This window comes from Arthrobacter sp. TJ-270 (assembly GCF_058269075.1).
Genome location: NZ_JBZCNB010000009.1, coordinates 1 through 20,140 on the forward strand (window position 1 = coordinate 1; position 20,140 = coordinate 20,140).

A 20,140-nucleotide genomic window follows, 5' to 3' on the forward strand; every position below is an offset into this window, starting at 1 on the left:
CTGAATTTCGTGATCAACTGCAACCTGCAGCGCCTGGACGGGCCTGTCCGGGGTAACGGGAAGATCATGCAGGAACTCGAGGCATTCTTCCGCGGTGCGGGCTGGAACGTGATCAAGGTTGTCTGGGGCCGGGAATGGGATGACCTGCTGGCCCGGGACACCACCGGGGAACTGGTGAACATCATGAACGAAACCGCCGACGGTGACTACCAGACCTACAAGGCCGAATCCGGCGGGTTCGTCCGCGATCACTTCTTCGGCAAGACTCCGGCCACGAAGGATCTCGTGGCGGACATGACCGACGCCCAGGTGTGGGGCCTGAAGCGCGGCGGGCATGACTACCGGAAGGTCTACGCGGCGTACAAGGCTGCCACGGAGTTCAAGGGCAAGCCCACCGTGATCCTGGCCAAGACCGTCAAGGGCTACGGCCTCGGACCGCATTTCGAGGGCCGCAACGCGACCCACCAGATGAAGAAACTGACCATTCAGGACCTGAAGGAGTTCCGGGACTACCTCAGAATCCCGATTCCTGATGAGGTGCTGGAAGCGGATCCGTACGCACCTCCCTACTTCCATCCGGGACCAGAGTCGAAGGAGATCCAATACCTGCTGGACCGGCGTCGTGCACTTGGCGGGTTTGTTCCTGAACGCCGTCCTCACGGTGCAGCTGTGGATTTGCCGGGCGACAAGACCTATGAGGTAGCCAACCGGGGTTCGGGGAAGCAGCAGGCTGCCACCACCATGGCCTTCGTGCGTCTGCTCAAGGACCTCATGCGGGACAAGGGCCTGGGGTCGAGGATCGTTCCGATCGTGCCGGACGAATCGCGTACCTTCGGCATGGATGCCTTCTTCCCGACGGCGAAGATCTACAACCCCAAGGGCCAGAACTACCTTTCCGTGGACCGGGACTTGGTCCTCGCCTACAAGGAGTCACCGGCAGGTGCCATCCTGCACCCGGGCATCAACGAGGCAGGCGCGGTGGCTGCCTTTACTGCTGCGGGCACCGCCTACGCGACGCAGGGTCAGCCGCTGATCCCGATCTACGTCTTCTACTCGATGTTCGGATTCCAGCGCACCGGTGACTCCTTCTGGGCCGCCGGTGACCAGATGACCCGCGGCTTCATAATCGGCGCCACCGCCGGACGCACCACCCTCACCGGCGAAGGCCTGCAGCACGCAGACGGACACTCACCCATCCTCGCCGCCACCAACCCTGCCGTCATCACCTACGATCCGGCCTACGGGTACGAGCTTGGCATCATCATGCGCGCCGGACTTGAGCGCATGTATGGCGGGAAATCCGATGATCCCAATGTCATGTACTACCTGACGGTTTACAACGAGCCCATCGTCCAACCTCCGTTGCCGGCCGGGCTGGACGCAGACGCCGTCATTCGCGGCATCTACCGATTGAAGCCGGGCAACGACGACGACTGCAAGCCAAAAGCCCAACTTCTCGCCTCCGGTGTTGCTGTGCCGTGGGCGCTCGAGGCGCAGGAACTCCTCTCGGACCACTGGGGTGTTTCCGCTGATGTGTGGTCGGTGACCTCCTGGACCGAACTGCGACGCGACGCGCTCGCCGCCGAGGAAGACGCCTTCCTCAACCCCGGCACCGAAACGCGCGTCCCATTCATCACCGAGCAACTCGGTGAAGCACCTGGACCGATCGTCGCGGTCACGGACTACATGAAAGCCGTACCCGACCAGATCCGGCAGTTCCTCCCGCAGGACTTCGCCACCCTCGGCGCCGACGGCTTCGGCTTCTCTGACACCCGCGCCGCCGCCCGGCGGTACTTCAAGATCGACTCACACTCCGTCGTCGTACGCACCCTCGAACTCCTCGCCAAGCGAGGAGAGGTCGATCAGGACGCACCACGCCAAGCCATCGAAAAGTACTCCCTGCTGACCCTGCCCTGACGCTGAGTTGGCAGGGTCAGGAGGAGGAGGAGCCCGCCCACTCGAGGAGCTTCTCCAGCGGCCAGGTGGTGATGATGCGCTCGGCCGGCACGCCGTTGGCCTCGGCCCGTTGTGCACCGTACTGGAGGAAGTCGAGCTGTCCGGGGGCGTGGGCGTCGCTGTCGATGCTGAAGAGGCAGCCGGTGTCGAGGGCCAACTTGATCAGGTCATCGGGGGGATCCTGCCGCTCAGGCCGGGAGTTGATCTCCACCGCCACGTTGTTCTCGGCGCAGGCGTCGAAGACTTTCTCGGCATCGAACTCGGATTGTGGACGCTGCCCGCGGGAACCCTGCACCAGGCGGCCCGTGCAGTGGCCAAGGATGTTGGTGTGCGGATCACGAATGCCGCCGAGCATGCGTGCGGTCATGGTCTGGCGGTCCGCGCGCAGTTTGGAGTGGACGCTGGCGACGACGATGTCCAGCCGGCCGAGCATCTCCGGGGACTGGTCCAGCGTTCCGTCCTCAAGGATGTCCACTTCGATGCCCTTGAGCAGGCGGAAGCCGTCGCCGTCGTCGTCGTTGATCTGGTCCACGATCTGAAGCTGCTCGGTAAGGCGCTCCGCGCTCAGGCCGTTTGCGATTTTCAGGTTGGGGGAGTGGTCGGTCAGCGCGAGGTATTCGCGGTTGAGCGCGCGGGCGGCGTCGACCATGAGCGGGATGGGGCTCCCGCCGTCGGACCAGTCGCTGTGGCTGTGCAGATCACCTCGAAGGAGGGCGCGAAGTTGGGAGCCGCCATCGGCGAGTGCTTCCTCTGACCGCTCCCGCAGGTCGGCGAGATAGGACGGGACCTCACCGTCGAGCGCCTGGGTGATCACCTCTAAGGAGCGCGCTCCGATGCCTTTCATGCGTTTGAGTCGGCCGTCGCGGGCACGCTGTGCGAGTTCGTCAGGCTCAAGGTCGGCGATTGTGGCGGCCGCACGGCGGAAAGCCTGCACCTTGAAACTGGGAGCCAGTTCCCGTTCCAGCCAGAAGGCGATTTCGTTCAGGGCAGCGGTGGCTTCCATAGGCCTATCTTCCATCATTTCCGTCCTGTAGCCGTTTCCGCACGGGCGGTTTTGAGATGTGATGCAGATAACGCTTGACAGTAACCGTGTGACACGGACTACACTGAAATCGGAAATCAACTTCCACAATATAGAAACCTTCTGGTTCCTAGACTATCGCCGGAAACATCGAGTCAAATCGAATTCGTTCGAGGGTAAGGGTGTTCAGCGCTGGCGGTAGCGCTCTAACGAAAGCTGACACCCATGCGCCTTGAAACCCTCAACACCTGTACCCCCGCTGACGCCGCAGCGCAATTGACACCCTGCGTTGATATTCCGCGCTGGGTGAGCGCCATCGTCGATGCACGGCCGTTCTCCTCGGAAGCTGACCTGATCGCCTTCGCCGGGACTGCAGCGCATCCGTGGACGGAGGACGAGATCGACGGCGCCCTGGCGCACCACCCGCGCATCGGCGAAAGGGCCCAGGGGGACACCACCGAAGCGACCATGTCCCGGGGTGAGCAGGCGGGCGTCAGCACCGCCGTCGAAACCCAAACCGCGCTCCTCGAAGGCAACCGCGCCTACGAGGAGAAGTTTGGGCGTGTCTTCCTCATCCGGGCCGCGGGACGCAGCGCAGAGGACATCCTCGCCGCGCTCGACGAGCGACTGCTCAATCCGCCCGAGCAGGAGCTGGACATCATCGCCCAGCAATTGCGTGAAATCGCCATCCTTCGACTCAAGGGAGTCCTTGCAGCATGAGCCGCAGCCACATCACCACCCACGTGCTCGACACCGGAACCGGACGCCCCGCCGTCGGGGTCGCAGCCCGCCTGGACAGGCAGGCGCCGGACGGTTGGCAGGAAGTAGCGAAAGGAACCACCGACGACGACGGCCGCATCACCTCCCTGGGGCCCGAAGCACTGGAGGCGGGAACCTACCGGATCGACTTTGAAACCGGCAGTTACTTCGCCGCCACCGGCACCGAGACGTTCTTCCCGTCCGTCTCTCTCATCTTCGAACTCACCGACCCGGCACAGCATTACCACGTGCCACTTCTGATTAGTCCCTTCGCCTATTCCACCTACCGAGGAAGCTGACAATGACTACGCCAACCATCGAATCAAGCTCCACCGCACCCAACCCCGACGAGAACGCCGCGACCGGCGGCCGCATTGTCCTGGGCCGCAACCAGTACGGGAAGGCGGAATGCCGGCTCGTGAAGATCACGCGCGACACGGCCCGCCACCAGATCGAGGACCTCAACGTCACCTCGCAGCTGCACGGCGACTTCGAGTCCGCACACACCGAGGGCGACAACTCGAAGGTTGTTGCCACCGACACACAGAAGAACACCGTGTACGCATTTGCCCGCGACGGCGTCGGCTCCCCTGAGCAGTTCCTGCTGCGCCTGGGGAAGCACTTCACCGAGAGCTTTGACTGGGTCTCCGGCGGCCGCTGGGAAGCGGAGCAGTACTTCTGGGACCGCATCAGCGATCATGACCACGCGTTCTCGCGCAACAAGTCCGAGACCCGCACAGCGGTCCTGCTCATTGAGAACGGTGTGCGCCACATCGTCGCGGGCATCGAAGACCTCACCGTGCTGAAGTCGACCGGATCCGAGTTCCACGGCTTCCCCCGCGACCGGTACACCACGCTTCAGGAAACCACCGACCGCATCCTTGCCACCGATGTGAGTGCCCGCTGGCGTTACGCGCCGGACACCACGGACATCAACTTCACCGAGATCTACGCCAGCGTGCGCGGGATCTTCCTCGACGCTTTCGCCCAGACCCACTCACTGGCCCTCCAGCAGACCATGTTCGAGATGGGCAAGCAGGCGCTCGAGGCGCACCCGGAAATTGAGGAGATTAAACTTTCCCTGCCGAACAAGCACCACTTCCTCGTTGACCTCGAGCCCTTCGGTCTCGACAACCCGGGCGAGGTCTTCTTTGCAGCCGACCGTCCGTACGGACTCATCCAAGCCACCGTCGAGCGCGAGCGCACCGACGCGGCTCCCAGCGAAGCGGGGATCTGGGCCAACATTCCCGGATTCTGCTGAGAAACGGCTGGGGCGGACGCCTGAACAGCGCCGCCCCAACCGTGAACGGCCGCACACCGGCACGTGTCCGGCCGTTCATCCAACTACTCATGTGAGACAAGGAAGTCATACTCATGAAAGCAGTCAGTTCTACGAAACAACAGGCTAAACCACAGCGTCCCGAGGATGAACGGCTGCCTATCGGCCGTACCTTCACCTACGGATTTCAGCACGTCCTCACCATGTACGGCGGAATCATCGCTGTGCCGCTCATCGTAGGCACCGCCGCGGGCCTATCCCAGGAGGACATCGCCGTCCTGATTGCCTCCTGTCTCTTCGTGGGCGGCGCCGCTACCATCCTGCAGAGCTACGGCATCAAGTTCTTCGGCTCGCAGCTCCCACTCGTTCAGGGTGTCTCCTTCGCGGGGGTCGCCACCATGACCGCCATCCTCAGCGGCGGCGGTGGCCTCCAGACCGTGTTTGGCGCGGTTCTCGTGGCCTCCCTGATCGGTCTGGTCCTCGCGCCCTTCTTCGCAAAAATAATCAAGTTCTTCCCACCTGTGGTCACCGGCGTCATCATCACCACCATCGGGCTGACCCTGATGCCGGTGGCGGCCAACTGGGCAATGGGTGGCAATCCGACCGCCGATAACTACGGCAGCCTCACCAACATTGCGCTCGCCGCGGGAACACTTGCTCTGGTCCTTCTCCTGAGCAAACTGGGCAACGCCGCAATCTCACGCCTTTCCATCCTTCTCGCGATCGTGGTCGGCACGGTGATCGCCGCGCTCCTGGGACTGGCCGACTTCTCGAACGTCGGGAACGGCGCCATCTTCGCCTTCCCGCAGCCGTTCGCCTTCGGCTGGCCGGTATTCGACCTCGCCGCCATAATCTCCATGACAATCGTGATCCTCGTCTGCATGACGGAGACGACGGCGGACATCCTCGCCGTGGGTGAGATCGCAAAGACGAAGGTTGACTCCCGCCGCATCGCCGACGGACTGCGCGCCGACATGCTCTCCAGCGCGCTTGCTCCGGTCTTCAATTCCTTCGCCCAGACAGCGTTCGCGCAGAACGTTGGCCTTGTGGCCATCACCGGCATCCGCAGCCGATACGTTGTCAGCGCGGGAGGACTGATCATGGTGATCCTCGGCCTCCTGCCCATCCTGGCCCGCCTCGTTGCGGCAGTTCCGACGCCGGTGCTCGGCGGCGCAGGCATCGTCCTTTTCGGCACGGTGGCCGCCAGCGGTATCCGCACCCTCGCGAAGGTGGAGTACGAGGGCAACATGAACCTGGTCATCGTCGCCGTGTCACTCGCCTTCGGGATGATCCCCGTGGTGGCACCAACGTTCTACGATGAGTTCCCCACCTGGTTCGGCATCATCTTCCACTCGGGCATCAGTTCCGCGGCCATCATGGCGGTGCTGCTCAACCTGCTCTTCAACCACCTCAAGGCGGGCAACCCGAACCGCGCCTCCGTGTTCGTTGCCAGCCCGCCCCGCATGGTGCGGACGGACGAACTCGCCGCCCTACAGGACGGCGACAGCTTCCAGGGCGGCAAGCTCGTGGCCGCAGACGGCACGGAGATCCCCGTGGTGACCGCGGCGCAGTACGTTGTGGTGAAGGAGAAGCTGGACAACGGCGAAATCAGCTGTGTCGAGGACATCCGCAAAATCTGCGACGAGTCACCCGACAAGGAGCACTAAAGCTCCTGCCTGCCTTCGCACACAGGGAGGCAGGCAGGGATCCCACACCTGGATCAGCAGACAGGACCACTGAGCTGACGGCACACCCCGCCGTCGCCGGTGGTCCTGTGCCGTTTCACCTACTGAAACGAGAAGGCATATGTCCACACGCATCTGGGTCCGCGACCCCCTCGCCATCTTCACCGCCAACGATTCCGACGCCGGTGGCGGGGTGGTCATCGAGGGCACCGCCATCGTGGAGCTCGTCGGAACGGGAACGACGCCGTCGTGCGGCTACGATTCCGTCTTCGACGCCCGCGGCCACGTAGTGCTCCCCGGCCTCATCAATACGCATCACCACTTCTACCAGACACTCACCCGCGCCTGGGCACCCGTGGTCAACGTGCCGCTGTTCCCCTGGCTCGTGAATCTCTACCCCGTATGGGCACGGCTCACGCCGCGCGACCTTGAGCTGGCGACGACGGCGGCGCTCGCCGAACTGCTGCTCTCCGGCTGCACTACAGCTGCGGACCACCACTACCTGTTCCCCGGCGGTATGGAGGAATCCATCGATGTGCAGGTATCCGTGGTCCGGGAACTCGGCATGCGTGCCATGCTGACGCGTGGTTCCATGACCCTTGGCGAGGACGACGGCGGCCTGCCGCCGCAGCAGACCGTGCAGGATGCCGAGGTGATCCTCGCGGATAGCGAGAGGCTGATCAGCCAGTACCACGAACGCGGTGCCGGAGCGCAGGTTCAAATCGCACTCGCTCCGTGCTCCCCGTTCTCCGTGACGACGGACATCATGAAGGCAAGCGCCGCCCTCGCGGAGCTGCATGACGTCCGGTTGCACACGCACCTGGCGGAGACACTCGATGAGGAGGACTTCTGCCGTGAGCGCTTCGGCATGAGGACCGTCGAGTACCTGGACAGCGTCGGCTGGCTGGGGTCGAGAACCTGGCTGGCGCACGGAATCCACTTCGACGACGGTGAGATTGCGGAACTTGGGGCGGCCGGCGTCGGTGTCGCCCACTGCCCGACGTCGAACATGCGGCTCGCGTCCGGTATCTGCCGGGCGGTTGAACTTGAGGAAGCGGGTGTTGCGGTGGGGCTGGGTGTGGATGGGTCGGCGTCGAACGATGCCTCCAACCTGATCCTCGAGGCCCGTCAGGCTCTCTACGTCCAAAGGCTGCGGTACGGTGCTGAGCTGGCTACGCCCGCACGGGCGCTCGGATGGGCGACGCGGGGATCGGCGGCGGCGCTTGGACGGGACGATATCGGGCAGCTCGCAGTGGGGAAGCAGGCCGACCTTGCACTGTTCCGACTGGATGAGCTGCGCTTCTCGGGTAGCCACGACCCTCTCTCTGCCCTGCTGCTGTGCGGGGCGGACCGGGCGGACAGGGTCATGGTCGGCGGGCAATGGCGCGTCGTGGATGGCGCCGTCGTCGGGCTGGATCTGGAGTCGCTCATCGCTGAGCACACGGCAGCGGCGCGGCGGCTCGTGGGATGAACGGCGTGCATATGGTGCTCCTTGCCGAGCAATATTGCGCGACGACCCGCCGTTCCCAATCGATTTCAAAGGTTTCTCAACTAACTTTCCTAAGCTGGGACAAGACTTCTCGCCCATTTATAGGAAGGCCTCGTGGACCCGCACCCCGAAAGTGCCCATCGTTCCACTGCGCCGCGCCGTGCCTTGATTGTCAGTACATCGCGTGACCGCGGTGCGCTTGCTGCGGCCCGCTCGCTCTGTGCCGACGGCTGGACGGTAGGGGTGGGTACCCCAGAAGGCAGGGGGATGCTCTGTACTTCCCGGGCCGTCTCCGCCAGTCACCTTGTCCCTCGTCCCCGCGGGGACGGTGATGCCTTCATCGGGGGCGTCCGTGCTGCCGTGGAGGCCGGCAGGTACGACGTCGTCTTCGGCGGCGGTGATGACTGGATGGCCGCCCTCGCTACCTACCGCAGCAGAATCCCGACGACGGTGGCACACCCTTCGCCGGAGGCGGTCGGGAAGGCCTTGGACAAGGTGCTGCTCGCTGAGAGCGCGGGTCGGGTAGGACTGCCGGCGCCGCGAACGGTACCGGCAACACCGGATGCGCTGGCTGACTGGGACGGTCCGGTTGTTGTGAAGTCCCGGGCCCACTGGTCGCCCGGACAGACCCGGCCGCACCGCATCGAGGCACGGCTGTTCGACAGCGTGGCCGCCGCCAGGGAACGCGTGGAGTACATGGAGCAGCTCGGGGCCGAACCGCTCCTTCAGGAACCCATTCGGGGGCAGCTGGGCGCACTGATCGGGTTTTTCCGGGACGGAAGACTCGAGGGCAGGGTCCAGCAGCAGACACCGCGCCTGTGGCCCACCCCGAACGGCGCCTCCGCACGTGCAACAACAGTCGCCGTCGACCACGCGCTCGCGGAGAAGGTCGAAGCGCTGCTCTCAGACATCGGCTGGTGGGGATTGGTGGAGCTGCAGTTCCTGACCGACGACGACGGCGTTTCCCACCTCATCGACTTCAACGGCCGCTTCTTCGGGTCGATTGCCCTGACGAATGCCGCCCGCCCCGGGCTGGCGGACGCGTGGGGCCGGCTGGCGCTCGGTGAGGCGGTGCCGCACCTGGCTGATGCGCCCCCCGGATTCAGGTACGCGTGGACGGCGGGCGACCTGCGCCGCGCGCGTATCGAACGGCGTGGCGGACTTGTTGCGGACGTCCTCGACACCCTCCGCTGGGCGAGTATGTCAAAGCACAGCGTGTGGGACCCGAAGGACCCCGGACCAACCATGCACCTGATTACGTCCAAGCTCCTGCGGAACAAACCGGCCACGCTTCGGCCTTCCGTCACCTCGTAACCGGCGGGTCAGCGGCGCCGTGCCGCGCGCAGCATGTCGAACGGCACCCGTCCCTCGGGAGCGCGCAGCACCATCAGCCCGAGCGCGTAGGTTCCGCACACCGAGATCGCGACCACGGAAACCGTCATCAGCGCCGGCCCGGGCACCAGGTTCAGCAGGAGAACTCCTACAGCGCCGGCGACGGCGGCCAGGAGAGCCGCGCGCAGCAGGAGGACAAGAGCAGCATGCAAGTCCACGCCGTCGTGCCGGTGTCTGAGAAGCCAGGCGTTTGCGACGGCCGCGAGCACCAGCGATGCGCTTGTCGCCAGCGCGATACCGGCGATTCCCATGACCGGTGCCAGCAGGATGTCGCCGACCACGTTGACCACCATGGCAATGACCGAGACCACCACGGGTGCTTTTGCGTCGCCGAGCGCATACGCCGTACTCACAACCACCTGGCGACACCCCAGGGCCAGTAGGGCGGGCGTGTACCAGAGAACAGCCGTGGCGGTGTCCTCGATGTCCTCCGGAGAGAAGGCACCGCGGCCGAAGGCGATCTCCACGAGCGGTTCAGCGGCAACCGCCAACACGACGCACAGGGGTACGAGGATCGTCACGGTGACGGAGAGGCCGCGGTTCACAAGGCGCCTGAGCTCCGGAAGGTTGCTCACGGAGGCGCTGATCGCCGGGTAGAGCGGCACGAGCAGTGAGGCAATGAGGAGCTGCTCCGGCAGGTTCACGAGGCGCCACCCGTAGGAGAGCGCAGTGATGGCGCCCTCCTCCAGCGTGGAGCCGACCGCGCGGTCCACGAGCGTGTTCACGTTTCCGACGGCGCTGCCCACCAGCATCGGTGGCACCAGCACGGCAATCTCACGGAAGCCCGGATCCTTCAGCTGCAGGCGCGGGCGCACCCGTGTGCCGAGGCTGCGCAGCGGGGGTATCTGCAGCAGGAGCCGCGCGCCGGAGCCGACCACGAATCCGACGGCGAGGGCCGTGATGCCATAGCGGGGACCGAAGAGTCCTGCCGCTGCGATCATGATCAGGTTGAAGGGGACACCCTGCAGGGACGCCCATGCGAAGCGGCCGTGTGACTGGGCCAGCGCGGCGAGAAGGTCGGTACCCGCGACGAGCACTGTAGCGGCGAGCACTATTCGGGTGAGCGCCGCAGCGGTGGCCGTTTCACCGTCGTCGAACCCCGGTGCCAGCAGCGACGTCACCGGGCCGGCGAAGATCCCCATCACGATTCCACCCACGCCGAGGACCACCATGGTGAGGGTGAAGGCGACGTCGAAACCGGTGTGGCCCCTGCACCCGTTCTCCTCGGCAGCCGCTTCCCGGGAAACCACCGGAATGGCGGAACGGGCCATCGCATAGGCCACGAGGCCGAGCACGATGTTCATCAGGCCCTGCGCCACAAGGTAGGCGTCCAGTTCAGCACCTGCCCCGAACACTGCCGCGATGACGACGTCGCGAAGGAAGCCAAGGAGTGTGGATACCGCGGTGAGGCCGGTGACAAGGACAGCCGCCCTCGAGATTGACTTACCCCCGAGTCTGGCCACGAAATCCCACACTATCCTTCCTGAGCGGCACACGGCTGCACCTGCCGGCCGGAGTTGACAGAATACATGCCCCCTTTCCAGCGACTGTCGTTACGCGCCAGACTGGTCCGGTTATACCGCTCAACCACAGGGAGGTCTCATGAAGTTGGAACTTTCGGCAACAGTGCTCGATTCGCCCGACGCGCGGGCGCTCGCCGACTTCTATCGGCGCCTGCTGGGTTGGGAGGTGACGTTCGAGGACGATGACTGGGTCATGCTCAAGGCGCCCGACGGCAGCGCTGGGCTGTCTTTCCAGACCGAGCCGGAGTACGTCAGGCCGGTCTGGCCGGCGGGCGAAGGGGACCCGCAGATGATGATGCACCTGGACATCCGCGTTGAGGACCTCGACGCTGCCGGTGCGCACGCCGTGGAGCAGGGCGCGGAACTTGCGGGGTTCCAGCCGCAGCAGGACGTCCGGGTCTACCTCGACCCTGCCGGCCACCCGTTCTGCCTCTTCGTGGACTGAGCTGGTCCTACGTCCTCACCTGGCCTAACGTGATTCGCCGGCGTCGATTCCACCTGATCCACTTCCGGCGGCACTGCGCTCCTGGATGGTCAGGACAAGCCTGGCATGTGCGTCGTCGGTGAGGGGATACCACCGCATGACGCCAACGGCGAGGAGAAGGACGAGCGCGGGAGCAAGGCCGGCGGCTACACGGATGCCCAGTTCCGCCGTCGCGCTTTGCTCTGTCACCCCGGAAACATAGCCGCCCCAGGCGAGGGCGAAGCCGGCCAACGCGCCGCCGAGGGCCATGCCGACCTTCCGCGTCGAGGCCAGAAGGGCGTAGTTGGTTCCGTCGGTGCGGTGCCCTGTCTTCCACTCCCCGTACTCGACCGTGTCCGCGACCAGGGCCCACAGCAGAATGCTGACGGCGGCTGCTCCCGTCAGGGAGAGGAACATGCCCCCTACTGCGAGCCAGACGAGTTCCTCAGGGGCGGCGAACACCAGAACACCGCCGGCCGCGCCCAGGAGCCCGCCGGAAATGTAGATGCACCGCTTCCCCCAGCGTTGAACGAGGCGCGGGGTCATCAGTGCAAGAACAAGCGTGATGACCACCTGCGCGCCGGTCAGGAATGCAAACAGTTCCAACCGGCCAAGGACATCCCGCAGGTAGAACAACTTCGCGGTGTTCGTGACCACGTTGGCTGTCATGAAGAACAGGGAGCTGACGCACAGGACCTGTAGCGGTACGTTCCGGGCAAGCGTCGCTCGAGCCTCCCGCAGGGAGAGCTTCGGTGCAGAGGAGGGAAGCTGCTCACGTGTAGCCAGTGCGGTGAACAGGTATAGGAATGTTCCGACGAGCGCGAACCCTATGGTCAGTGTGGTCAGGACATCCTGGATGTCGGCACCGCTCTGGAACTGCGGTGCAATAAAAATGCCGAGGAAGGCCGTGGTGGCCAATCCGCCCATCGTCCGGGCGCTCGCCAACCGGGCGCGGTCCCGAGGGTCCCGGGTGAGGGTGCCGGCCAGGGCTCCGTACGGGACGTTCACCAGGCTATACGCGAGGCAATACGCGAAGTAGGAGATGTAGGCGTAGATCAGCGTGCCGTCGGAATCGAGCGTGTGAATGTGGAACATCGCCACGGACAAGCACAACGGGACGGCGCCGAGGAGGAGAAAGGGGCGGAATTTCCCAAGCCGCCGGTGGTGGTTACGGTCGGCAATCCTGCCAGCGAACACGTCGGCTGCGGCGTTGAACAGTCCCGCCAGCAGCAGGAGAGTTCCCGCGGCAGCGGCCGGGATGCCGGCGACATCCGTGTAGTAGACAAGCAGGAACATGCCCGCGGTGGAGAAGGTCATGCTGTTCGCGATGTCGCCGGCACCGTAGGCGGCGACGCTGGTGAAGGGGAGCCGTGTAGGAGTCACTCGCTTCGTCATGGTCCCCGCTTCGGTACTCGTTCGGACTCTGAGGCCCGCCGGAAAACGTTTTCCTAAGCGTAGCGCTCCAGAGCTGCCCGCGCGCGGATGACCTTCCGACTCAGGGGGGAGTAACGAGGGCTATCGAATGCCGTTACCGGGGCTGCTGTGCACCGTGTTGGGCATGCCGGGCCGCCGTCTCGATACGTTCCCGGTGTTCGGCCCACTCATCGGCGCTGCGCTGCGGCATGTTCGGGTCATCAGGACCGCGCCCCATGGCGCCGTCGAGTTGCTCGCGGAGGATGTCCGCGTGGCCGAGGTGCTGGGCAGTCTCGACGCACATGTGAACGAGGATCTGCTGGAGGGTCACTCTGCGGCGTTCCGGTGACCACCACGGAACCTCACCAACGGCATGAAGCGGAAGCGCCTCGATGGTGGCGTCCGTGTGCGCGGCGGAAAAGTGATGGAGTTCGATGATCTCCTCGCGGGTCTCCTCTGCGGTGAGCCACAGATCTGCTTCCGGTGCGGCGTCGTCTTGGAACCAGGGGAGGTCCCGGCCACTGGGTCGGTTGAACACCTCGCCGAAGTAGCCCAACTGGACGCTTGCGACGTGCTTGACCAGGCCCAGCAGGTTGGTTCCCGTAGGTGTAAGCGGCCTGCGCGCGTCATAGTCCGCCAGGCCTTCCACCTTGGTCAGGAGGTCAGCGCGGCGCAGGCGCAGGTATCGGTGCAGAACTTCTTTATCGTCCATGGTGGCACTCTACTGGCTGCCTCTGACAAGGACTATGGGGACTCAGCCAGCCTCCAGATCCCGACGGCGGAAGGCAAAAGCTCCCGCAGCGACCAGCACCAGGGCAATCAGCGCCGCCGTTGCGACAGGAAGAAAATCAAGGTCTTCTGCGGGTACACGCGGCATCAGGCCGAACGGCTCGGCATCGGTGACGGCGTCGGGCAGGTTCAGCAGGGGACCGTAGAGCCCCACGATGATTGAACTCACCAGTAGGAGCCACACCCACCACCGGCCGGCGCGCAGTGCGCCGTAGGAGACTGTTGCCAGACCGGCGAAGCCCATGACAAGGGGAAGATAAACCAGGCCCGCGAGGGCGAAGTCCTCGACAAGGGTCGGGTCGCCTAGCGAGGTTCCCGCCCCCACACCCAGGCCAAGTCCCGTCGCCAGAAGCATGACCGCTGACCCAAACGTGGTGACCGCGAGCGAGCTGACCAACCAGCCTGTGCGGCTGACCGGCGTGGCGAGGACTGCGCCGGTGCGACCGTCAGTTTCCTCGCCCCTCAGCCGGTTGACCGAGACCACCGCGTACACCGCCACCGCCATCGCGAAGAACGCGATGAAGGAGGCGAGCGTTGCCCGCAGGACATCCCCATCCGCGCCCTGGCCGAAGACGGCAGCCAGCTGGGGCTGCACTTCGAAGCTTTCCACGATCCCCTGCCCCATTGAGCCGGTCAGCAGGGCGAAGATGAGGAGACCGGTCACCCACCCGATGATGTTGCCCCGTTCCATCCGCAAAGTCAGTCCGACGGGATGGATCAGTGACGCACGGGCGCTGCCTCGACCGCTTCGCGCCGGAAGCAGGCCGGCACCGAAGTCGCGGTGTGCCGTCAGCAGCACCGCACCAGCCAGCAGCACAGCGAAAAGCCCGATGCACAGCAGGAGCGGCCACCACCGCAGGTCAGTGAAGGCCCGTGTCTGCTGCGCCCAAGCGATGGGTGAAAACCAGGAGAGCGCGCTCCCTCCAGGCTCCTGCGCATCTCCAACGCCGCGCACCACAAACGCCAACGCCAACGCTGCCCCCGCCATGCCGGACGCGGTTCGGGCGTGCTCGCTGAGCTGTGCCGTCACCGCAGCGACGCCGCCGAAGACCAGACCAACGAGGGACATTCCGGCAGATACAGCCAGCGTGTCCTCGAGGACCAGGCCGCTGCTCAACAGGCCGGAAGTGAGAGCGGCCCCGATGGCAGCGTTCGCCACCAGCAGCGCAAGGATGGCGGCGGCCAACGGCGCACGCCTCCCTACGACACCGGCCCGGACCAGCTCCGCCCGGCCGCTCTCCTCCTCCGCACGCGTATGCCGAATCACCAGGAAGATGGACATCAGCGCTGCGGTGACCGCGAGCATGCCGAGGAGCTCGTTGGTCACCATGGCCCCGAAGGTGTAATTGTCGGCGCCGTACCCGGGGCCGGTAAGGAGGGCGCCGGAGGGTTGCTGCATGATGTTCGCGCGGGTCTGCAGCGCGGCCTGGTCAGGGTAGGCGAGCGGGATCACGGCGGCGAAGTAGGCCGCCATCCCGCCTATCCCCAGCGCCCATGCCGGGATCCGTATGCGGTCCCTGCGCAGTGCGAACCGGAGTAGGCGGACGGTTCCGGTTAGGGTTCCGACGCCGCTCTCGGTAGCTCTATGTTTCCGCTGTTCCGCGATGAGTGTGGCGTTCATGGAGCTCACCTCCTGCCGCTGGAGGCGGCGGCGTGGCGCTCACCGTCTCCATACTGGTGGAGGAAGAGTTCTTCCAACGACGGCGGCGTGCTGATCAGGCTGCGGACGCCCAGCGGAATGAGATGTGCCAAGGCGGGCGGGAGGGCGTCGTCGTCGGCTGTGAAGTGCACCCTGTCCTCCTCCTGGCGGACGTCATGGACGCCCGGGATGGAAGCGACCGTTGTCGCGTCGCCATCGCTAACAACGACGACGGCGGTGCGCCGGAGGTGCCGAAGCTCGGCCAGTGTGCCGCTCTGCACGGTCCGGCCCTGCCGGATGATGGTGACGCGGTCACAGAGCGCTTCCACCTCGGCGAGGATATGGCTGGAGAGCAGGACGGTGCGGCCTGCGGCCTTGACCTCCCGGATGCACTCCTGGAACTCGCGCTCCATGAGGGGATCCAGGCCGGAGGTGGGCTCGTCCAGGATCAGGAGTTCGACGTCGCTGGCCAGGGCCGCGATGAGTGCCACCTTCTGGCGGTTCCCTTTGGAGTAGGAACGCGTCTTCTTGGTGGGATCGAGGTTGAACCGTTCGAGGAGCTCACTGCGGCGCGTGCGATCGAAGCTTCCGCGCAGGCCGGCAAACAGGTCGATTGCTTCGCCGCCGGTGATTTTGGGCCAAAGGCTCACATCACCGGGTACGTACGTGAGCTGGCTGTGAAGCTCGACGGCGTTCCAGGGATCCCGTCCGAAGAGCCGTGCAGTACCGGAGTCCGCCCTGAGCAGCCCCAGGAGAATCCGGATGGTGGTCGACTTTCCCGCACCGTTGGGGCCGAGGAATCCATGGACTTCGCCGGGATCGAGCGTGAGGTCGAGTTGGTCGAGTGCGCGTACGGAGCCGAAACTCTTGTTAAGCTGCCGCACTTCGATGATTGCTGACATGGGAACACCTTCTGGGAAGAGTGTTGGAAATACCGGGGTGAGACTGTGTTGTGAAAGCGCGGAGGAGTCAGGGCTGCGGGGGGTCGCCGACATACATGAGGTAGGCGTCCAGCATGGAACGGTCGGTCAGGAGGCCCTGGGTGAAGAGCTCGGTACTGGGCAGGCCCATACGGGCCAGGTAGCCCCGCATTGCGCCGGCGAAGTCCGAGGGGTCGGCCGGCGGGTTGAGGGTCAGGTCCAGCAGCAGGGCGCCGAATCCCTGGACGGTGAGGTACCGGGCGCGGGCCTTCTCGTCGAGTGAGGGAAGGATGGTCCCGGCTTTGACCCCTTCCGCTATCCATTCTTCTGCGTCCGCCGCGAAGTGGTCGATGAAGGACCGCGCAAGATCACCTCCGGCCTGCAGGCTCTGCAGCGCGTAGCCGACCAACGGTGCTGACTCCTCCACGGAGGCCATAGTGAGCAGGAGTTGGTCAGCGGACGCTGGTCGGACTGCCTGCTCCTTGTACTCACGGATCCTCTGGAGAACGTAAGCGTCACAGTTCTCACGGAGGCCCTGCTTCGACCCGAAATGGTGCAGGACCAGTGCCGGACTGACGCCGGCGGCGTCAGCGATGGCGCGCACACTGACGTTGAAGCCCGACCGTCCGAACAGCTCGACAGCCGCGTCGCGCAACCTCGCGCGAGCGGTGAGATCGGTGCGGTCAGCGTCGGCCGCGTTCTTCGAGACTAAACGCATGTTCAGTATGCTAAACGGGTGTTCAGTCGCAGGCAACAGGGTTAAGGGCGGGGCTGTTCCAGGTCCCGCCGCATGATCCATCGGGGGCGTCCGGCACTCGTTGCCTTCGTTTCGGCGACCCGCTCGAACCCGACTTTCTCGAACAGCGCTGTGGTGCCGACGAAGGCCAGCGTCGTGTTGATGCGGGTGCCCTCGGCGTCGACCGGATAGCCCTCGATTGCCGGAGCGCCGCGTGAACCGGCAAAGGTGACGGCTTCCTCCAGGAGCCGGGTGGCAACACCACGACGTCGGAATCCCGCCTTGACCACAAAGCAGATGACGCTCCACACCGGAAGATCGTCCAGTTGCTGAATTGTGCGCGAGCGGGTGAGCCGCCCCATATTGGCCCGGGGTCCGACGGCGCACCAGCCCACGGGTTCGCCATCCAGGTAGGCGAGGAGTCCGGGCGGTGGATCCTCACCGCACAACTGCCGCATCCGGGCAGGCCTGCCTTCGGCGCCCAAAGCACTGAGCTCGGACGACGCCAAACGGGGAGACAGGCACCAGCAAGCCCCGGCGCCCGGCGTTTTCGGCGCAAGGAGGGAGGCGACGTCGTCGAACCGGTCAGCTGTAGCGGGATGGACCTCAACCGTCATGGACGCATGATACGCCGCCCTGCGTGAACCTAGCTGGCGAGATTGAGGTCGTCCGAGATGGCCTGCGCCGCGGATCGGAGCAGCGGTACGGCCTTGTCAGCGAACCCCTCATCCACCCGGGAGATCGGTCCGGAAACCGAGATGGCGGTCGGAGTGGGAGCGTTGGGCACGGCCATCGCGAAACAGCGGACCCCGAGCTCCTGCTCCTGCTCGTCGATCGAGTAACCGCGCTCGCGGATCTGGTCCAGCTCCTCAAGCAGCTGATCAACTGAACTGATGCTCTTCTCGGTGGGCGTGGGCATCCCAGCCCGCGTCACGATGTTGCGCACGGTCTCGTTGTCCAGCTGGGCCAGGATGGCTTTCCCGACGCCGGTGTCATGGGTGTGTGCCCGGCGCCCCACTTCGGTGAACATACGCATCGAGTGCGAAGAAGGTACCTGGGCGATGTAGACGACCATGTCGGAATCGAGCACCGCCATGTTGGAGGTCTCGCCCAGACGGTCCACCAGCATCTTCAACTGCGGACGCGCCAGCGCGCCGAGCTGCTTGTTGGCGCCCTCGCCCAGCCGGATCAAGCGCGGACCAAGGGCGTAGCGACGGTTGGGAAGCTGGCGGGCGTAGCCTTTCATCACCAGCGTGCGCAGGAGCCGATGGATGGTGGGCAGCGGTAGGTCTGTGGAGGAGGACAGCTCGCTTAGAGTGACCTCGCCGCCCGCATCGGTGATCAACTCCAGCAGTTCGAATACGCGCTCCACCGACTGGACGCCGCCACCTGCAGCCTTCTCAGCCATTGGATTTCCTTCCTCATTGGATCGCTCGCGCTGCTCAGCTCGACCCCTGTGCATAGTTTCCCTAACCATATCGTAATTCCACCTGATGGAAACTAGTTTCCCCTCGTTGTTGACATCTGGAGGAGGGGTGACCATGACACGAAGACCGGCTTGTGTTTCCGTAAGACAGATAATAATATCCATAATACGGAAACACAGAGCAGGCCGGGAACGGCCGCACCCAGGAGGATCTTCAATGGCGAGTCCTAGCCCCGGCTACTCAATCACCCTGCGCGTCCAGGCGCCGTCGAGCTTCACCGCTACTGCGGAGCTGGCCGCTGCCGTCGGCTCTGCCGGCGCATCAATCACAGCCCTCGATGTCACCGAGTCGCACCACGACAGCATCGTGGTGGATGTCAGCTGCAACACCACGGACGCCGCGCACGGTGAGCGCGTCCGCGATGCGCTCAACGCGCTGGACGGCGTTCACGTCAAGAAGCTCAGCGACCGCACCTTCCTGATGCACCTCGGCGGAAAGCTGGAAGTCGTCCCCAAGGTTCCGCTGCGCAACCGCGACGATCTCTCCCGCGCCTACACTCCCGGCGTCGCACGCGTTTGTCTTGCCATTGCGGAAAATCCCGACGACGCCCGCCGTCTGACCGTTAAGCGCAACACCATTGCTGTGGTCACAGACGGCTCGGCCGTGCTGGGCCTCGGCAATATCGGCCCGGCTGCCGCGCTGCCCGTGATGGAGGGCAAGGCCGCCCTGTTCAAGCAGTTCGCCAACGTGGACGCCTGGCCCGTCTGTCTGGATACCCAGGACACCGAGGAAATCATCAGCATCGTCAAGGCGCTCGCGCCCGTGTACGGCGGCGTGAACCTTGAAGACATCGCTGCACCGCGCTGCTTCGAAATCGAGAACCGGCTCCGCGCGGAACTGGACATCCCGGTTTTCCACGACGACCAGCACGGCACCGCTATCGTGACTCTTGCCGCGCTCACCAACGCGCTCCGCGTCGTGGACAAGCGAATCGAGAACGTGCGCATTGTCGTTTCGGGCGTCGGCGCCGCCGGGTCCGCCATCATCCAGCTGCTACAGGCCCAGGGCGCGAAGAACATCGTCGCGTGTGACCGCAAGGGCGCCATCCACAGCGGGCAGACCCACACCGACGAGCACCGTCGCTGGATCGCGGAGAATACCAACCAGGACGCCTTCGCCGGATCACTCCATGAAGCGCTGGCCGGTGCGGACGTCTTCATCGGCGTCAGCGGCCCGAACATCCTCGGCGAGGAGCAGGTCGCTTCAATGGCTGACCAGGCGATTGTCTTCGCGATGGCCAATCCTGATCCCGAGATCGACCCGATCATCGCCGCACGCCACGCCGCCGTTGTCGCCACCGGCCGCAGTGACTTCCCGAACCAGATCAACAACGTGCTCGCCTTCCCGGGCTTCTTCCGGGGACTGCTCGACGCCGGCGCCTCCGACATCACGCCGGAAATGCTCGTTGCCGCGGCTGTCGCAATCGCCGCCCGGGTGGACGATGATGAACTCAACGCCAGCTTCATCATTCCCAGCGTCTTTGATCCGCACGTCGCAGGCGACGTTGCCGCAGCGGTTGCCGCAGCAGCTCACCCCTCCGCCGGTTCAGCGGATCAGAGCCCCGCCGCAGTATCAGCAGAGTAGGAGCA

Annotated in this window: 18 protein-coding genes; 9 read left to right on the forward strand and 9 right to left on the reverse strand. The window is 64.9% G+C overall.

The features are described from left to right. A partial coding sequence (aceE, locus tag AC4D2M_RS14665; RefSeq protein WP_490892630.1) for a pyruvate dehydrogenase (acetyl-transferring), homodimeric type occupies positions 1-1,917 on the forward strand: 1,917 nt, incomplete at its 5' end. A 16-nt stretch (positions 1,918-1,933) separates the two neighbouring features. Here aceE and AC4D2M_RS14670 read toward each other — a convergent pair. Next, positions 1,934-2,959, reverse strand: a complete 1,026-nt coding sequence (locus AC4D2M_RS14670) for a PHP domain-containing protein (RefSeq protein ID WP_490892631.1) — start codon at positions 2,957-2,959, stop codon at positions 1,934-1,936. Between the two features lie 243 nt (positions 2,960-3,202). Between AC4D2M_RS14670 and uraD the strand changes: the two genes are divergently transcribed. From uraD to AC4D2M_RS14700, 6 genes are all read left to right on the forward strand, one after another. Continuing rightward, positions 3,203-3,697 (forward strand): 2-oxo-4-hydroxy-4-carboxy-5-ureidoimidazoline decarboxylase, encoded by a 495-nt coding sequence (uraD, locus tag AC4D2M_RS14675; RefSeq protein WP_490892632.1) that lies wholly within the window; start codon positions 3,203-3,205, stop codon positions 3,695-3,697. After that, positions 3,694-4,035 (forward strand): hydroxyisourate hydrolase, encoded by a 342-nt coding sequence (uraH, locus tag AC4D2M_RS14680; protein ID WP_490892633.1) that lies wholly within the window; start codon positions 3,694-3,696, stop codon positions 4,033-4,035. Before uraD ends, uraH begins: the two co-directional genes overlap by 4 nt. Positions 4,036-4,037: 2 nt before the next feature. Next, a complete protein-coding gene (gene pucL / locus AC4D2M_RS14685) occupies positions 4,038-4,997 on the forward strand; it encodes a factor-independent urate hydroxylase (RefSeq protein ID WP_490892634.1) in 960 nt (319 codons plus the stop codon). Positions 4,998-5,110: 113 nt separating this feature from the next. Further along, a complete protein-coding gene (locus AC4D2M_RS14690; protein ID WP_490892635.1) occupies positions 5,111-6,682 on the forward strand; it encodes a nucleobase:cation symporter-2 family protein in 1,572 nt (523 codons plus the stop codon). Between the two features lie 139 nt (positions 6,683-6,821). After that, complete coding sequence (locus AC4D2M_RS14695; protein ID WP_490892636.1) at positions 6,822-8,171, forward strand: 8-oxoguanine deaminase; 1,350 nt, start codon at positions 6,822-6,824, stop codon at positions 8,169-8,171. A 132-nt stretch (positions 8,172-8,303) separates the two neighbouring features. After that, a complete protein-coding gene (locus tag AC4D2M_RS14700) occupies positions 8,304-9,503 on the forward strand; it encodes an ATP-grasp domain-containing protein (protein ID WP_490892637.1) in 1,200 nt (399 codons plus the stop codon). Between the two features lie 8 nt (positions 9,504-9,511). Here AC4D2M_RS14700 and murJ read toward each other — a convergent pair whose 3' ends face one another. Beyond that, the gene (murJ, locus tag AC4D2M_RS14705; RefSeq protein ID WP_490892638.1) at positions 9,512-11,044 is read right to left on the reverse strand and encodes a murein biosynthesis integral membrane protein MurJ; all 1,533 of its coding nucleotides are present in this window, start codon (positions 11,042-11,044) and stop codon (positions 9,512-9,514) included. A 139-nt stretch (positions 11,045-11,183) separates the two neighbouring features. Here murJ and AC4D2M_RS14710 point away from each other — a divergent pair, with 139 nt between their 5' ends. Next, entirely contained in the window at positions 11,184-11,549 is a 366-nt protein-coding gene (locus tag AC4D2M_RS14710) for a VOC family protein (RefSeq protein ID WP_490892639.1), read from the forward strand. Between the two features lie 24 nt (positions 11,550-11,573). Here the strand turns inward: AC4D2M_RS14710 and AC4D2M_RS14715 are convergent, their stop codons facing one another. The 7 genes from AC4D2M_RS14715 to AC4D2M_RS14745 form a co-directional block, all read right to left on the reverse strand. Further along, the gene (locus tag AC4D2M_RS14715; protein WP_490892640.1) at positions 11,574-12,962 is read right to left on the reverse strand and encodes a glycoside-pentoside-hexuronide (GPH):cation symporter; all 1,389 of its coding nucleotides are present in this window, start codon (positions 12,960-12,962) and stop codon (positions 11,574-11,576) included. Between the two features lie 133 nt (positions 12,963-13,095). Further along, positions 13,096-13,692 (reverse strand): DinB family protein, encoded by a 597-nt coding sequence (locus AC4D2M_RS14720; RefSeq protein ID WP_490892641.1) that lies wholly within the window; start codon positions 13,690-13,692, stop codon positions 13,096-13,098. Between the two features lie 42 nt (positions 13,693-13,734). Next, positions 13,735-15,390, reverse strand: coding sequence for an ABC transporter permease (locus tag AC4D2M_RS14725; protein WP_490892642.1), 1,656 nt, complete (start codon positions 15,388-15,390; stop codon positions 13,735-13,737). A gap of 5 nt (positions 15,391-15,395) precedes the next feature. Beyond that, entirely contained in the window at positions 15,396-16,310 is a 915-nt protein-coding gene (locus AC4D2M_RS14730) for an ABC transporter ATP-binding protein (RefSeq protein ID WP_490892643.1), read from the reverse strand. A 67-nt stretch (positions 16,311-16,377) separates the two neighbouring features. Continuing rightward, positions 16,378-17,046 (reverse strand): TetR/AcrR family transcriptional regulator, encoded by a 669-nt coding sequence (locus AC4D2M_RS14735; protein WP_490892644.1) that lies wholly within the window; start codon positions 17,044-17,046, stop codon positions 16,378-16,380. A 41-nt stretch (positions 17,047-17,087) separates the two neighbouring features. Beyond that, entirely contained in the window at positions 17,088-17,681 is a 594-nt protein-coding gene (locus AC4D2M_RS14740) for a GNAT family N-acetyltransferase (protein ID WP_490892645.1), read from the reverse strand. Between the two features lie 29 nt (positions 17,682-17,710). Then, entirely contained in the window at positions 17,711-18,472 is a 762-nt protein-coding gene (locus tag AC4D2M_RS14745; protein WP_490892646.1) for an IclR family transcriptional regulator, read from the reverse strand. 235 nt (positions 18,473-18,707) lie between these two features. Between AC4D2M_RS14745 and AC4D2M_RS14750 the strand changes: the two genes are divergently transcribed. After that, complete coding sequence (locus AC4D2M_RS14750) at positions 18,708-20,135, forward strand: NAD-dependent malic enzyme (RefSeq protein WP_490892647.1); 1,428 nt, start codon at positions 18,708-18,710, stop codon at positions 20,133-20,135. The last annotated feature ends 5 nt before the right edge of the window (positions 20,136-20,140 follow it).